Source organism: Qipengyuania soli, from assembly GCF_015529805.1.
GTDB classification, from domain to species: Bacteria; Pseudomonadota; Alphaproteobacteria; order Sphingomonadales; family Sphingomonadaceae; genus Qipengyuania; species Qipengyuania soli.
Genome location: NZ_CP064654.1, coordinates 1,431,188 through 1,445,800, shown reverse-complemented (window position 1 = coordinate 1,445,800; position 14,613 = coordinate 1,431,188). Strand labels below are relative to the sequence as shown.

Sequence of the window (14,613 nt, the reverse complement as noted above, 5' to 3'; positions counted from 1 at the left end):
AAGATCAGGGCCTGGCGAGCGCTTCGAGGACTCCATTCGCAAAGCGTTCCGCCATGGCCTCGATCGAGTAGCGATCAGCCAATTTACGCGCCTCGTCCTGCATTGATGCCAAACCGCCCTGGTCGCGCAGCAGATCGATGACTGCAGCGGCATAGGCGGCGGGATCCTGCCAATCTGGAACGATCATCCCGTTAACACCGTCTTCGAGATAAGCGATTTCCGGACTGTGGTAGGGGAAGTCGGTCGTTATCGTGGGCAGACCCATCGTCGCCGCATCGAGGATCGCCAGTCCTACGAGACCAGGCATCAGGAAAATCTGGCCCAGGCTCATCAGGCCTACTTTTTCGGCTCCGAAACGAGGCCCGACGATCTTTATCCAGTCATTCCCTTCTGCGAGCCTTTTCAGCCTCGCCAATTCCGGTCCGCCTCCGACGATTACCAGTTCGAAGTCGCGGACACCGGCCCTGATACGCTTGGCGGCATCGATCAGGAAATCGAGCCTCTTATCCTCGTAGAGGCCTCCCACAAAGATACCGATATTCCGGCCATTGAGATCAAATTCGGATCGGATGCGATCGACATCGGATGCTGAAAGTCCGGCGGACAAAGTCCGCACTTCGGCTGTATCGACCGAGTTCTCGAATACCGTAATCTGGTCCGGCGGATAGCCGAGATCGATCAGGTGGCTCTTGGTCTGATGAGTGTAGGCGAACCACCAGTCCACCTTGCCTGCCCAAAAGCGTTTCCAGCGTTCGGCCCGGCTATTCGGATTGCGCGACTGGAAATTCCTGCCGTGACCGAAATAAGCCACCTTTGCGGTTAGCAACCGACGCAAAGCTTGAAGCGGGTAATTGCTGAGAATGCGGTTTTCCTGCCCCACTATGAGCAGGTCAGCTGTGAGGTCTGATAATCCGGATTGCCACAGGAGCTTGCCTCTCGAACCGATCGCGTATGAGCGCATTCGCTGGGTCCAGGGCAGTTCAACAGTGTCCATCTTGGCAATTTCGTCACCGCGAGGCGTGCCTACTCGCAAGACATAATCAACTTCGTGCTGATGGAGGAGGTCCCGAACGCGTTCGTGGAACGCCACTCTGTAGTGGGTGAGGATCTCTGCCCGGAAGACCACACGTTTTCGTTTCACGAGCCGGTCCTTCCCGGATCGAGTTTTCCCGCACGCTGGCGCGCATCGGAAATCGCTCCTCGATAGACTTGTTCGAGGACCTCCATCGTGTGCTCAGGAGCGAATTCTTCTTGGTAACGCGACAAGGACTGGCCGATCATGCGGGAGAGCAGATCGTCATCGCTCAAAGAGTCGATCGCCGCGCACAGTTCGCGGCCATTACCCGGGTCGAACAGAAAGCCAGTTTGGGAATCCGTCACGATCTTGGTCAATCCCCCGATCCGCGCGGCGATCACCGGGGTCCCTGTTGCCATCGCTTCGACCGCAACTAGGCCGAACATCTCCGGACACAAGGAGGGGACGATAAGGGCTCTTGCCCGGCCGATGTTAGATAGCATCGCCTGATGGTCGAGATGTCCGAGAAAGGTCACGTTAGGAGGAGCAATACTCTCGAGCATTTGCCGGTCAGGTCCGTCACCAATGATCAGCAGCGGTTCCTGTCGTTCACGCCACGTCTGTACGAGGAAACCGACACCCTTTTCGGGGGACAGGCGCCCGGCATAGACGAAATGGCTTCGCTCGGCGGGCGAGGCTGGCGTAGTGGCGTGGATTGAGACGGGGTTCGCCTTGGCTACCATCCGGTTCGACGGAACGCCTGCCTTTTCGAAGATTGTACGGGCTGCTTCGGTGAGGATGATGAAGCGATCGACCTTATTCTGCCAAGTGCCCAACGCTTTGTGAGTCTGGATCATTGCGGCAATTGCGGCCGAACCCGTCCGAGAACCGCGATAACAGCGATGAACGATGGCGGGCAGGGGAGACTGGCCGACGCACTGATCGCAATAGGTGCCATCCCTGAAGAGAGTGCCGTTCGCGCAGGCTATGCGGAAGTTGTGCAGGGTCAGCACGCTGGCGACGCTATGTTCGCGTGTCGCGTCGAAAATCGCAGGGCTGAACTTCGGGAAAAAATTATGGACGTGAACTACGTCCGGGCGACAGGAGAGGATAGCGTCTGAGACCAGCTTCCTGCCCCGAAAACTGTAAGTGGCACCAAGACCATTGGCCAACTTGCCGCCGAGACCGACGATGTCGTCATTCGAGAGTTGCAGGCGATGAACTTGATGACCTGCCTTCTCGAGTAAGGTCGTTTCGTCTTCGAAAACACGGTCCTCGCCGCCGGCAAGCTGGTAGCGATTGTGGACCGCAAGGACGGTCAGTTTGTCTTTCGATGCCGCGCTCAAGATTTCTTCGCCAGGCGTCGTCGGGCGAGGGACCAAAGAAACTTCGACCCGAATTTCAAATAGCGACGCGACAGGCGTTTCGGCTCCTGAGAGATGCGGTAAGCCCATTCGAGGCCGGTTTTCTGCATCCAAGGCGGCGCACGCCGTACTTCGCCGGAGTGGAAATCGAACGCAGCGCCCACCCCGATAAGGGTCTGTGGCAAGTGGCTGTAGTTGCGCCACATCCAGACGTCCTGTTTGGGCGAAGAAAGTCCGACCCACACGATATCGGCTCCGCTATCACGAATGTGCGTTTGGATATCTTCTTGCTCGGCGGGTGTCATCGCTCGGAAGGGCGGCGTCGCGCAGCCGACAATGCGCACTCCCGGAAAGCGTGCGCGCATCCTTTCGGCAAGCTTTTCAGCCACGCCGTCCTTGCCGCCGAAGAAGAAGTGCCGCAGACCGTTTTCAGGTGACCGGCGCATCATCTCCTCGAAGAGATCAGGTCCGCACACGCGTTCAACCTCAAATCCTTGGCGGCGGCCGAGATAAACCAAGGGCATGCCGTCGGGCACGATCATCGATGCTTCGCGATGAAGTGGGCTGATCTCCTCGTCTTCCGATATCGCGACCAGGCTCGCCACATCCCTGACGCAGACGAAGCGCCCGGTGGCGTCGGTCGACCATTGCTCGAGCAGGGTCGCGGCGCTCTCCATTGTAACGACCGAAACCGGTACGCCCAGTACATCGTAGCTCTCGGGTACTGACTTCATCGTGTCATGAACCTGGCCATCGAGCCCTGGATCAGACGACCTCGCGGACTTGCGATGTGTCAAGCAAGTCGCGAACGCCTTCATAGGTGGATGCGATTCCTTCGCTGAGGCTTATTTTGGGCGCCCACCCCAGATTGCGCAGACGAGTCGAATCCATCAGTTTTCGCGGCGTGCCGTCGGGCTTTGTCGCATCCCGTTCCACGCGCCCATTGAAGCCGACAATTTCGGCGACAAGTTCGGCAAGGCTACCGATCGATATTTCCTCTCCCGAACCGACGTTTACGTGTTCCTCGCCGGAGTAGTTCTGCAACAGGAAGACGCAGGCGTCGGCGAGATCGTCGACGTGGAGAAATTCGCGCAACGGCGTACCGCTTCCCCAGATCACCATGCTCTCGGCGTCGTTCTGCTTTGCAGTGTGGGCCTTGCGGATCAGGGCAGGGAGTACATGACTGCTGTTGAGGTCGTAGTTGTCGCCTGGACCATAGAGGTTTGTTGGCATCGCACTGATGAAGTCGCAGCCATGCTCGCGGCGATAAGCCTGGCACAGCTTGATCCCTGCAATCTTGGCGATCGCATACCATTCGTTGGTCGGTTCGAGCGGACCTGACAGCAGACTGTCTTCGGGAATCGGCTGGGGAGCCAGCTTGGGATAAATGCAGGACGAGCCGAGGAACAGGAGTTTGCCGACATCGGTCTTGCGCGCCGCCTCGATCGAATTGGCTGCGATCATAAGGTTGTCGTAGAGGAATTGCGCCGGATAGCTGTCGTTGGCGAGGATGCCGCCAACTTTTGCGGCTGCCACGATGACGGTATCGGGGCGATTTTCCGCGAACCACGCATCGACTGCTGCCTGGTTGCGGAGGTCAACCGAACGGTCGGCAGTAAGGATTTCACACCCCTCGCTGGAGAGGCGACGCACCAGAGCCGAACCTACCATGCCTCCATGACCGGAAACATAGACCCGCTTGCCAGAGAGGTTGTATGGTCGGCCCATCATGCGTCCTTGGCGATAGGGGCCGAACGCATGATTTCCAGGTCGGCGAGCACCATTTCGCGTGCCAATTCGCGGGGGCCGGTGTCGTGGGTCCAGCCCAGCTTCTCGCGCGCCTTGGTCGGGTCGCCGATGAGCAGGTCGACCTCGGTCGGGCGGAAATAGCGCGGATCGACTTCAACGAGCAGACGGCCATCGTCCTTGGCATAGCCCTTCTCGTCGATGCCTTCTCCGCGAAACTCGATGGGAATACCGGCATCTTCGAATGCCCATCGTACGAATTCGCGCACCTCGGTGGTCACGCCTGTGGCTAGGACATAGTCGTCCGGCTCGTCCTGCTGGGCGATCAGCCACATGCCGCGAACATATTCCCGCGCATGGCCCCAGTCGCGCTTGGCGTCGAGATTGCCGAGATACAGGCGATCCTGTCGGCCGAGGGCGATTGCTGCCGCGGCGCGGGTGATTTTGCGGGTGACGAAGGTCTCGCCGCGCAGCGGGCTCTCGTGGTTGAACAGGATGCCGTTCGACGCGTGAATGCCGTAGGCTTCGCGGTAATTGACCGTGATCCAGTAGCCGTAGAGCTTTGCCGCTGCATAGGGACTGCGCGGATAGAAGGGCGTGGTTTCGCGTTGCGGGACTTCCTGCACGAGGCCGTAAAGCTCGCTCGTGGAAGCTTGATAGAAGCGGGTCTTGTTCTCAAGCTTCAGGATGCGGATGGCCTCGAGCAGGCGCAGCGTGCCGATCGCGTCGGCATTGGCGGTGTACTCGGGTGTTTCGAAACTGACCTGCACGTGACTCTGTGCGGCGAGGTTGTAGATTTCGTCCGGCTGGACCTCCTGCACGATCCGGATGAGGTTCGTCGCATCGGTCATGTCACCATAGTGGAGGATGAGCTGCGGATCGACGACATGCGGGTCTTCGTAAATGTCTTCGATACGACCGGTATTGAATGACGACGAGCGCCGCTTCACGCCGTGGACTTCATAACCCTTTTCAAGCAGCAGGCGCGCAAGATAGGCACCATCCTGGCCGGTAACGCCGGTAATCAAAGCTCTTTTCGTCACTTAAAATCTCATCGTCAGTTGGCTGGTGAGCGCGGGCATGACGGCTTTCCGGTTGGTGTTTTCTTATCCGTAAACCGAAGATGCAACCCATATGCTCGTTCAACCGACCCTATGGCTGCTGGTCTTCTCGCTGGCAACCGCAAGAAGAAGGATTTTGGGGGCGAAATTCAGGGTGTTGAGGTCATGAGAGCCATAGCTCTGCAAATCGCAATCTCCGGCTTGCGGAGTGGACCAGTCTGTCGTCGATCAGATCGGGAAGTTGCTGATGGTGGGCGTACCAAGGTTCGAACTTGGGACCCCTACGATGTCAACATAGTGCTCTACCACTGAGCTATACGCCCACACCATCATGTGGCCCCGTCTGCGGGGCAGGGCGGCCCAATAGCGGCCACGTATCGGGCACGCAAGGCCTAAAACATCAAAGTCTGGCGGCCGTCCGTTCTTCCAGGACTCTTTCGACCTCCAGCACCAGGTCGCGCAGGTGGAAGGGCTTGGAAAGCACCTTCGCATGCGGTTGTTCGCGGCTGGCTTTCAGCGTCACCGCTGCAAAGCCGGTAATGAACATGACCTTGGTTTCGGGGCTGATCTCGTTGCATCGCTGGGCCAGTTCGATCCCATCCATCTCCGGCATCACGATGTCGGACAGTAGCAGGCTGTAGCTGGTGGATTCGAGCAGGGGCAGGGCAGCGGTACCGCGATCGACCGAATCGACGTCGTATCCGGCATTTACGAGCGCACGCTCGAGGTAGACGCGCATGGCGTCATCATCTTCTGCAAGAAGGATCCTGGGTACAGCGTTTCCGTTCATGCCTCCCCCCTTAACCTGGTTCGTTTAAGAAAACATATACTCGCCACCCAGAGCTCATCGCTCAAGGGAAATTCCGAGCATGTCCCTCTTAGGAGCCAAACGGTGCGAAAAGGCGAAGCAGCGATTGACGGGATCGATCATCGCGGTGTCTGACGCGAAGATGGCGCGCGACACCCGAAACCAGCTTTACAGCTTCATCAGGGAAGGCGCCGCCGTCGGTCTCCTGCGCGCGGGGGCAGTTCTGGCGATGCTGGCCTTTGTCGCTTGCACGTCGAACTGGTTGTCGGCAGCTGACTTCGGAGTTCTGGCCCTGCTGGTGTCGTTCACGACATTAGCCGCAGGCTTTGGCGGCTTTGGCCAAGCGGAAATGATTATCCGGAGTGTCGCGCATCGGCGTGTCGATGGTGACGAAGCCCCCGAAATTGCAGTTCCCAACGAAGTTATTGGTCTCGTAACCTGGGTGTCGACAATTTTCGGGCTCGCAATTGCGGTCTACCTGGAATTTGCAGGGTACCCCGGCATTGTCTGTATCGCGGCTTTGCTGATGACGATCGGCCTCAGCGTCATGACCGCCCTGACCGGGGCTGCACGTATTTCCAACCGCTACGCGCTTGCCATGGCTCCCCGAGAAATCGTCTGGCGGGCGGTCGCGATTTTCGCTTTGGGCTCCTTGGCTGCATTGGGTAGGCGACCCGAGGTTGGCGCGGCAGCCATTCTCGTCGGTTCGTCGATCATATTGTGCGCTCTCTGGCAGGCAAGGCGCCTGCAGGTGAGATGGAGTTCGCTCCTGAAGCCCTCAACCGATGCTTTGCAGAAGAGTTATCTCGTCTCTAGCGGCACGATTGCGGTTTCGATGCTGGCACTTGTCGCCATGAACACCGTAGACGTGATTGTGGTGGGGGAACGTATCTCGGCGGATGCCGCAGCGGCCTATTTCCCTGCCAACCGGCTGGCGTTGCTCGCATCATTCGCTTCCATGCCCATACAGCTGGTGGTCGAACAGCGCTTTGCTGCAGAACTTGCGACCAATGATCGCATGGCGATGCAGCGGACTGCCAATCAAGCGACCTTGCTGCATTTCATCCTCTGCCTGTCGCTCGGAATCTGCGTTGTCGGTGGTTTCCCATTCTACGAGGGTCTGTTTCCCACGGCCGACCTGCTCACTCTGAAATTGCTTGCGATCCTTGTGGCCGGGACAATCCTGAGCAGCCTGCTGGGCATGTCGGGTTCGATCCTGGTGATGGCCGGTCATCAGGACGTGTTTGCCAAGACGACAATCATTGCAGCCATCTGTGCGACAGCATTGCTTCTCGTAGCTGCCTCGGCGGGCAATCTCCTGATAATTGCTGCAGTCTTTGCCGGTGTCGAATTGGCCCGAAAGGCGGTGCTTGCCGTGCATGCTTACCGTCTTACCGGGATTCTTCCCATTGCTAGGCTACGGCTTTGACAGGTCGTCCCAAATCGGCGAACTTTCCTGCATGGACGGCACTGGTGACGAATTCTTCGCAAGCCTAGTTCCCGGGGGCGAAGTTCCCGGGACAGGTTTGCCGGCGTTCAGATCCAGTGACCTGCGGAAATGTGCTCTGCCGATCGTCGTCGCGGCACCTCACGGGGGGAGGTCGTACCCGGCAAGTCTCCTCGCCGATATGCGCAACGAGTCCGTAAGGATCCGGCTGGAAGACAGATTTGTCGATCTCCTTGCGCTCGAAATAGCGCGGCAGACCGGAGCCGCGCTGCTCCTGGCGGAAGCCCCGCGGGCAATGATCGACCTCAATCGCGCGCCCGACGATGTCGACTGGGGAATGGTCAGCGGGAAACCGGCAGTGCGGACACGCAACTCTCTCGCCAACCGCCGCGCTCGATCCGGTCTTGGGCTCGTGCCGCGTCGTCTCCCCGCATTCGGGGAGATTTGGCGTTCTCCGATTTCGCACGAGGAGCTCGGACGTCGCGTTTCAACGATCCACCAGCCCTATCACCGAGAACTCGGGAAAATGCTGGACCTTGTCCGCGACCAGTGGGGCGCTGCCCTGCTTATCGACCTGCATTCCATGCCCCCACTGAAACCTCGGTTCAGCGAGGAGCGTGCGGCCGAGTTCGTGGTAGGCGATCGTTTCGGCGCATCGTGCAATGAACGCCTCACCAGCATTAGCCTGCGTTACCTCGAAGACCAGAACCGCCCCGCAGCCAGGAATCGGCCGTATTCTGGCGGTTACGTCCTTGATCGCCATGGCCATCCCCAACGCGGGGTGCATGCGCTCCAGCTCGAGGTGTGCCGATCAAGCTATCTTTGTTCGCGGCTCGATGGCCCCAGCATGCGTCTTCCCGCCCTCGCTAGGATGCTTTCGGGAATGGTACGAGGCCTGGCGCGCGAAGTTGCCGCGATAGGCGGTGCGTCACTCAGCCCGCTTGCAGCGGAATGAAAAAACCACCTCGTGCAGATCGCACGAGGTGGCCAAGGTTCAGGGAGGAAATGCACTCTCGTGCATCATGTCGGACAGGCCATGAGGGAAGCACTGCCGACACCTGAAATGTAAGATTGGTGCAGACCTGTTTCAAGCGGTCGGACGCAACGTCAACCGAGCCACAGGTCGCAGGTGGAACACGGATTATCGCGTGATCTGTCAGCCCTGGGGCTGGGCGACCAGTAGAAGCCCGTCCCCGCCGATTTCGACCGTAGCAATGTCATCGACGAACGAACATTCTCCGATGGCCAGTTCCACCCCATCGACGCTTGCCCTTCCTTCGAAAGGTATGAGCAGGGCCTTTCCGATCCATTCGGCGATCGCGCCAGTTTCGTTCGTGGCGACCGAAGCAAGCCGGAAATGTTCGCTGTCGACCAGCTGCGTATCCTCTCCCAGTCGGCTGCGATAGTGGGATGGATAGGGCTCTGTGATCGCGACCTGCATCGCATCATCGAGGTGAAGCTCGCGAGGCCTGCCGTAATCGTAAAGGCGGAACGTGATGTCGGTGTTCTGCTGAACCTCGATCAGGCTGACTCCGCCTCCAATGGCATGGACCGTGCCGGCGGGAATATAGAAGGCATCGCCACGTTCCACCGGATGCCACTCGAGCAAATCCACGATCGATCCGTCGAGAGCGGCAGAGCGCATGGCTTCGGGGCTTACCCGCTCGCGGAAACCGACTGCGATCGTTGCCCCATCTTCTGCGGCGGTGATTACCCAGCACTCGCTCTTCCCGGAGCGACCCAAACCCATGGCCTGGGCCTGATCATCGCTGGGATGGGCCTGCACGGAAAGCCGTTCGGAAGCGAAAAGTGCCTTGACGAGCAGGCTTTGGAGCTCAGCTGGCGGATCGTACCAGACTTCTCCGATGCGCACATCCTGCGGCGCACCGAAGACTGGCGGGAGCCGATCGACGCCCCACACCTTCTCGACGAACTTGCGCTCCAGCTTCTGCATCAGTTGGACTTCTTCTTGCCGATCTCGCCGACCCGCTGGACCTTGCTGCGACTGGTGACGAGGATCGAATCCCCGTCGACCACAACGACCACATCGTCGAGGCCGATGACGGCAACGTAGGGACCATCGGTATCGATCATTGAGCCGGTGCCATCCACGATCTCGCCGTCTCCAACAACGACGTTGCCGGCATCGTCGGGTATGCGGCGGGCTGCAAGAGCATCCCAATTGCCAATGTCGGACCAGCCCATCGAAGCTTCGACCATCGCCGCACGATCAGTATTCTCCATGACCGCGTAATCGACCGAGTCTCCCTCGACCGAAGCGAAAAGGTCAGGGTCCGGGTAGATGTTCTCGCCATCGACACGCGCATTCGCAAAGGCATCGGCGACTGCAGCGGCGAGGGCAGGGCGGTGCCGTTCAAGTTCGGAGAGGAACTTGCCTGCACGAAAGGCAAATATTCCCCCGTTCCAGGCATAGCCGCCGTCCGAGAGAAAGGCCTTCGCCCGCTCGAGGTCTGGCTTCTCGACAAAGCTATGTACAGCAAAGCCGCCGCCAACCTGTTCTCCGCGATGTATATAGCCATAGCCCGTTTCAGGCGCGGTCGCTTCGATGCCGAAGGACACCAGCCAGTCATCCGAAGCGAGTTCCGCTGCGGCAATGGCCGAGGCGATGAACGCCTCCGTATCCTCGATGTGGTGATCACTGGGGCAAACCAGCATGACATCATCCGGCTCGATTGCGTGCGCTGCGAGCGCGATGGCAGGTGCCGTGTTGCGGCCCATCGGCTCGACGATGAAGCGCGTATCTGGTGCAATCTTTGCGGCCTGTTCGGTCGCAAAAGGCATATGGTCGGCGCCGACAACAATGACCGGCGCGGCGAAGACAGTGCGATCCGAGCATCGCGATAATGCCTGCTCATACAGCGTTTGTTCGCCGAGAAGAGGAATGAAAGGCTTCGGTCGATGAGCGCGGCTCCGGGGCCACAAACGTGTCCCACTACCGCCGCACAGGATGACCGGCACGATTTTTGCCATTACTTCCAATTCTCCTTTGACCCGGAACTGGTCTCCTCCCCTAGCGCCGGCAGGCACCAGTTGGAATCCCCAAAGGTCGGGAATTGGGAACTATTGCGAGGACCCGGCTCCCAGCATCGGCGAAAAACCTGTCCGCCAGTCCGCATCTCCGTGGTTCCGAATTCGGGCATCGAGAAGGGCGATTTCGGCCTCTATGAACTCCACTCGTTCATCCCATCCGTCATGGGTCCGCTTGCGGAGCAGGCCCCCGCCGTACCTGGGGCCCCACCGTCGCATGAAGGAAACCGCCGCTCGGGGATCGTAGCCTGCGTTGTGGAGCAGCCAGGGCATCAACCGGTCCGCGTCGCGTTCCGACAGCCTGATGTTAGACTGAGTCCTGCCGAGGCGATCGAGAGTGGCGACATGCGCCAGAAGGTTATGGGCAAGCTCGTGTGCGACTGCGGCAGCGAACTCGTCCTCCGAATAGCCGAAAGCAGGAAAGTTCTGTCCCAGCATCACGCGTTCGCCGTCGGCCTCTGCGGCTCGCGCCTCGTCGAGCAATTCGAAACGCGATGTACAGGCCGGGACGCCGGAAATCGCATCAGTGCGCTCGTTGCCGTCTGTGTCGCGCCAAACAAGGCGAAGCTGCCCTGTCGAGAGCGATTGATCGAACTGTTCGCGTAATTGTGTAAGGCGCTTCCATCCTGGGCGGGTAGGCGGGAAGTTGTCTTCGATGCCAGCGTCGGCAAATGCAACAAGTGTATCGTTCTGCTTCAACCCGACGCGCTCGGCGGGCGAACCGCTTGCCACGGACTGCACGCCGATATCCCCGGAGAGGCCGAACAGGCGACGCACGGCGGCTGGATCGCCATAGCTTTCTGCATCGTGGAGGAGGAGACCACTAGCCAGCGACTGGCGTTCGCAATAACGAGCGTTGGCAGTGACCAGGCGATAGCCGGTCGTGAACAGCCTATCTTCGCGCTGCTGGAACAGCTCAAGGCTGCTGGCCTCCTTCGAACCGGGTTCTCCAGGCCTTCCAGCGCTTGTCGCGGGAGCACAGGAGGCAACCGCAAACGCAAAGAGGGCGCCCCGGAAAATCCGGAGCGCCCCCTTCGATCTCATGGCGTCATGCAGTGGGGATCGCATCGGTAGCGGCGTTGGCCTTCGGTGCGGTACCCTGCTGAACCTGGCGCGAGAAGATGATGCGCATCTGTTCGAGCGAGAACAGGTGGGCAAACAGCAGCGGCAGCAGGCCGTTTTCGTTCCACTTGCGCAGCTGGTCACCACGCATGTTGCGAAGCTTTTCCTGATCGATCATCTGGAAACCGCGGTAAACGAACGGCTGGGCATTGTCGCCCTGCTGGATGGCGACTTCGCCGTCCATAAGCAGGTCGTGTTCCTTGATTTCGTTCATGAAGTTCTGGGTCCGCTGACCCGCCTGCTCGAAATTCTCGCAGAAATCGAGAACCATGCGGGTCGCTTCGGTCGGCTCCTTGCCGTCGAACAGGGCCTGGCCTTCGTCAAATTCACCAACCGAGTCGGCTGTCGGATCAAAGCACAGCGACAGCTCGTCGGCGTCGGGACGCAGGCGTGCGAGCATGAAGGGATAGCGGCGAACGTAGGCCGGAATGTAGGTCGGCTCGAGCAGCTTTCCGGTCTCATCGACAAAGGTATTCACGCCTTCGTTGAGGCCCATCAGCGCCAGCGGAAGCGGACTGTCACCCGAGGAGAAGACGATCGGGAAGTGGCGCTGGGCCTGGATGAACTCGTCAACTGTCAACGGAATGGCATGCTGCTTTGCAAGCCACGGAGCCAATTCCATCGCACGCGTGCGGAAATTGCTGTGGTCATTGCTGTTGAGCGGCATGAGGTCGTTGTAGAACAAGGGCAGGTTCGGCTGCGGCGCGCTGGCCATGGAATCTCTCCAAAATCTTCGAATTGTACGCCGCGCCAAAGGCACGCGCGCGTGAAGCACGGCGCCTTAAGGTGTTGCGCCCTCTGGCGCAAGCGGCACGAGCTTGCCGGGGTTCAGCAATCCCTTTGGATCGAGCGCATTCTTGATGGTGCGCATCATTGCCAGTGCGACGGGATTGCCGAGGCGACCAAGTTCGTCGCGCTTCATCTGGCCAATCCCGTGTTCGGCACTGATCGAGCCACCCCATTGGGTAACTCGGTCATGGACGAAAGCACTGATCTGCTTGCCGGTCGATGCCTCCCACTCGCCCCTGACAGCTCCTTTGGGGGCAAGGACATGAAAGTGAATGTTGCCATCGCCAAGATGACCGAACCCTACTGCAGTCGTACCAGGAAAGCGCGCCTCCACTTCGGGACCGACCTGTTCGACGAACTTGGCCATCGTGGAAACGGGAACGGAGATATCATGCTGCATCGCGGGCCCAATGGCTCGCTCGGCTGGGGCGATCTCGTCGCGCAGCCTCCAGAACGCTTCAGCCTGCGCTTCGTTGGCGGCAATTGTCGCATCTTCGATCAGCCTGCGCTCCATTGCCATGGTGAGCAGGTTTTCCGCTGATTGGCGAAGCGCTTCGCCTTGTCCCGGTGCCGCAACCAGTTCCACGAGCGCAAACCATGAATGGGCACCAGCAAGGGGTGAACGAGCGGTGGGTACATGGGCCAGCACCGATTCAAGGCAATGAGCGGGGAGAACCTCGAAACCCTCAAGGCTTTCTCCGACAAGCTCGTCTGCTAGAAGCAGAAATTCCCTCGCACTGCCGATGGAATCGAGGCCTGCCCAAAGGACCGTGCGCTCGCCAATTTCGGGCATGAGGCGCAACGTTGCAGCTGTTACTATTCCGAGAGTTCCTTCCGACCCGATCAGCATTTGCTTGAGGTCGAAGCCGCGATTGTCCTTTTTGAGCGGTATTAGGCTCTCGAACACCGATCCATCGGCGAGGACCGCCTCGAGCCCTAGGACCTGTGCCCGCATCGTGCCGTGGCGAAGGACCTGCGTCCCGCCGGCATTGGTAGAGATCAGTCCACCGATCGTCGCGGATCCCTTTCCGCCGAGGGTAAGCGGGAAGCGGAGCCGGTTCTTCTCTGCGAGATCGTGCAGGTTTTGGAGGATTACACCTGCCTCGCAGGTCACCTGGCGACCGGCCACGTCGAGGTCGCGTATCGCGTCCATCTTGCGCAGCGAAAGCAGAACTGCCGAACCTGTGTCATCGGGAGTGGCGCCGCCGGACATCCCACTGTTGCCGCCCTGGGGCACGATCGGCACGCCATGTTCGCCGCAAAGCCTGACAAAGGCCGAGACCTCTGCGGTCGAGGCAGGCGAGGCGAGGCCCAGTGCCCTGCCGGAATAGCGGCCGCGCCAATCGGTAAGCCAGGGGCTCACGAGTTCGGGATCGGTGGCAAAGCCGCGCGCGCCGAGCAGTTCGGTGGCGGCTGCGATGAATGCTTGGGGCTCGGACATTGCGGCCTCCTTGCCACACTTGTCGCACCATCCGCCAGCGTTTGACGAGAAAGCGGTTCCAATTAAGCCGTTATTCAAGCGAAACAGTTAGACAGGCCGCCAACCGCACTATCGACGCGGCCGAGGAGTAGTCCAGACCGCCTATGCCGCTGATGTCCGTCCTTCTTTCCGTGTTGCTGCCGTTCGGCGCTCCGGGATTGGAGCCTGTCGGGCAGGATGTGGTGCATCAGGTCGAAGAACGGGAAGGTGCCGTGAGGACCGGACCTATTTCCCGCCGTGCGCCGAACTGGATGAGCTTTTCGGGTAGCGTGCCGGTGCCGGTAGCCAACCAGGTCCGGATCGAGGGGCAGATGATCCTGCGTATCAGTCCGCAACCGGGAACCGTGCGTCCGGACATGCTTACCGAATTCCAGACACGCCAGAAGGCACAACTGCCGCGCCTCGTTGAACGGCCAATGGGCCAGTGCATCGCGACGAACAACATCGTCGGAGTTTCGGACCGCGGAAGCCGGCTGGTCATGTATATGCGCGATCGCAGCATGGTTTCGGCGCGACTGGAGAAATCGTGCAGCCCGCGCGATTTCTATCTCGGCTTTTACATGGAGCGCAACAGCGACGGGCAGCTTTGCGTCGATCGTGACAGGCTGATGAGCCGTGCGGGGGCGCAATGCCAGGTATCGCAGTTCAACCGACTGGTTCTTGTCCAGTCCGACGACTGACGGGCTGGCACCCGTCAGGCGCGCAAAACTTGACTTCCGGGTCCAAAACGGCA

At 59.7% G+C, this 14,613-nt stretch carries 14 protein-coding genes and 1 tRNA gene; 3 read left to right on the top strand and 12 right to left on the bottom strand.

The window, feature by feature from the left end:
* Window positions 1-4: 4 nt before the first annotated feature.
* The 7 genes from IRL76_RS07250 to cpdR form a co-directional block, all read right to left on the bottom strand.
* Window positions 5-1,141, bottom strand: a complete 1,137-nt coding sequence (locus IRL76_RS07250; RefSeq protein ID WP_200984098.1) for a glycosyltransferase family 4 protein — start codon at window positions 1,139-1,141, stop codon at window positions 5-7.
* Complete coding sequence (locus IRL76_RS07245; protein ID WP_200984097.1) at window positions 1,138-2,361, bottom strand: glycosyltransferase family 4 protein; 1,224 nt, start codon at window positions 2,359-2,361, stop codon at window positions 1,138-1,140. The genes IRL76_RS07250 and IRL76_RS07245 overlap by 4 nt, the downstream gene beginning before the upstream one ends.
* Window positions 2,358-3,113 carry a WecB/TagA/CpsF family glycosyltransferase gene (locus tag IRL76_RS07240; RefSeq protein ID WP_200984096.1) on the bottom strand — a complete coding sequence of 252 codons (756 nt, stop codon included), beginning with the start codon at window positions 3,111-3,113 and terminating at the stop codon, window positions 2,358-2,360. Before IRL76_RS07240 ends, IRL76_RS07245 begins: the two co-directional genes overlap by 4 nt.
* 31 nt (window positions 3,114-3,144) lie before the next feature.
* Window positions 3,145-4,110 carry a GDP-L-fucose synthase gene (fcl, locus tag IRL76_RS07235; protein WP_200984095.1) on the bottom strand — a complete coding sequence of 322 codons (966 nt, stop codon included), beginning with the start codon at window positions 4,108-4,110 and terminating at the stop codon, window positions 3,145-3,147.
* Complete coding sequence (gmd, locus tag IRL76_RS07230) at window positions 4,107-5,168, bottom strand: GDP-mannose 4,6-dehydratase (protein WP_200984094.1); 1,062 nt, start codon at window positions 5,166-5,168, stop codon at window positions 4,107-4,109. The genes fcl and gmd overlap by 4 nt, the downstream gene beginning before the upstream one ends.
* 266 nt (window positions 5,169-5,434) lie before the next feature.
* Window positions 5,435-5,509, bottom strand: a tRNA-Val gene (locus IRL76_RS07225).
* Window positions 5,510-5,586: 77 nt separating this feature from the next.
* A complete protein-coding gene (cpdR, locus tag IRL76_RS07220) occupies window positions 5,587-5,976 on the bottom strand; it encodes a cell cycle two-component system response regulator CpdR (RefSeq protein WP_200984093.1) in 390 nt (129 codons plus the stop codon).
* 160 nt (window positions 5,977-6,136) lie between these two features.
* Between cpdR and IRL76_RS07215 the strand changes: the two genes are divergently transcribed.
* Together IRL76_RS07215 and IRL76_RS07210 are read left to right on the top strand one after the other, a co-directional pair.
* A complete protein-coding gene (locus IRL76_RS07215) occupies window positions 6,137-7,423 on the top strand; it encodes a lipopolysaccharide biosynthesis protein (protein WP_200984092.1) in 1,287 nt (428 codons plus the stop codon).
* 31 nt (window positions 7,424-7,454) lie between these two features.
* Window positions 7,455-8,396, top strand: a complete 942-nt coding sequence (locus IRL76_RS07210; RefSeq protein ID WP_200984091.1) for an N-formylglutamate amidohydrolase — start codon at window positions 7,455-7,457, stop codon at window positions 8,394-8,396.
* A gap of 201 nt (window positions 8,397-8,597) precedes the next feature.
* On the opposite strand, the gene IRL76_RS07205 is transcribed toward IRL76_RS07210, so the two are convergent.
* The 5 genes from IRL76_RS07205 to IRL76_RS07185 all read right to left on the bottom strand — a co-directional run bounded on the left by IRL76_RS07205 (window position 8,598) and on the right by IRL76_RS07185 (window position 13,841).
* Window positions 8,598-9,395 carry a class I mannose-6-phosphate isomerase gene (locus tag IRL76_RS07205; protein WP_200984090.1) on the bottom strand — a complete coding sequence of 266 codons (798 nt, stop codon included), beginning with the start codon at window positions 9,393-9,395 and terminating at the stop codon, window positions 8,598-8,600.
* Window positions 9,395-10,432 (bottom strand): mannose-1-phosphate guanylyltransferase, encoded by a 1,038-nt coding sequence (locus IRL76_RS07200; protein WP_200984089.1) that lies wholly within the window; start codon window positions 10,430-10,432, stop codon window positions 9,395-9,397. Before IRL76_RS07200 ends, IRL76_RS07205 begins: the two co-directional genes overlap by 1 nt.
* A 90-nt stretch (window positions 10,433-10,522) precedes the next feature.
* A complete protein-coding gene (locus IRL76_RS07195) occupies window positions 10,523-11,533 on the bottom strand; it encodes a M48 family metalloprotease (protein WP_200984088.1) in 1,011 nt (336 codons plus the stop codon).
* Window positions 11,534-11,537: 4 nt separating this feature from the next.
* Window positions 11,538-12,326: a SapC family protein gene (locus tag IRL76_RS07190; protein ID WP_200984087.1), complete on the bottom strand. Its 789-nt coding sequence runs from the start codon at window positions 12,324-12,326 to the stop codon at window positions 11,538-11,540.
* A gap of 66 nt (window positions 12,327-12,392) precedes the next feature.
* Window positions 12,393-13,841, bottom strand: a complete 1,449-nt coding sequence (locus IRL76_RS07185; protein ID WP_200984086.1) for an FAD-binding oxidoreductase — start codon at window positions 13,839-13,841, stop codon at window positions 12,393-12,395.
* Between the two features lie 251 nt (window positions 13,842-14,092).
* On the opposite strand from IRL76_RS07185, the gene IRL76_RS07180 reads away from it, so the two are divergent.
* On the top strand, window positions 14,093-14,560 hold the full coding sequence (locus IRL76_RS07180; protein WP_200984085.1) for a hypothetical protein: 468 nt from the start codon (window positions 14,093-14,095) through the stop codon (window positions 14,558-14,560).
* The last annotated feature ends 53 nt before the right edge of the window (window positions 14,561-14,613 follow it).

Excerpts from the sequence above, each read along its gene's own strand:
- IRL76_RS07240 (WP_200984096.1), bottom strand. The coding sequence starts at position 3,113 with ATGAAGTCAGTACCCGAGAGCTACGATGTACTGGGCGTACCGGTTTCG.
- fcl (WP_200984095.1), bottom strand. The coding sequence starts at position 4,110 with ATGATGGGCCGACCATACAACCTCTCTGGCAAGCGGGTCTATGTTTCC.
- cpdR (WP_200984093.1), bottom strand. The coding sequence starts at position 5,976 with ATGAACGGAAACGCTGTACCCAGGATCCTTCTTGCAGAAGATGATGAC.
- IRL76_RS07215 (WP_200984092.1), top strand. The coding sequence starts at position 6,137 with ATGGCGCGCGACACCCGAAACCAGCTTTACAGCTTCATCAGGGAAGGC.
- IRL76_RS07210 (WP_200984091.1), top strand. The coding sequence starts at position 7,455 with ATGGACGGCACTGGTGACGAATTCTTCGCAAGCCTAGTTCCCGGGGGC.
- IRL76_RS07205 (WP_200984090.1), bottom strand. The coding sequence starts at position 9,395 with ATGCAGAAGCTGGAGCGCAAGTTCGTCGAGAAGGTGTGGGGCGTCGAT.
- IRL76_RS07200 (WP_200984089.1), bottom strand. The coding sequence starts at position 10,432 with ATGGCAAAAATCGTGCCGGTCATCCTGTGCGGCGGTAGTGGGACACGT.
- IRL76_RS07195 (WP_200984088.1), bottom strand. The coding sequence starts at position 11,533 with ATGAGATCGAAGGGGGCGCTCCGGATTTTCCGGGGCGCCCTCTTTGCG.
- IRL76_RS07190 (WP_200984087.1), bottom strand. The coding sequence starts at position 12,326 with ATGGCCAGCGCGCCGCAGCCGAACCTGCCCTTGTTCTACAACGACCTC.
- IRL76_RS07185 (WP_200984086.1), bottom strand. The coding sequence starts at position 13,841 with ATGTCCGAGCCCCAAGCATTCATCGCAGCCGCCACCGAACTGCTCGGC.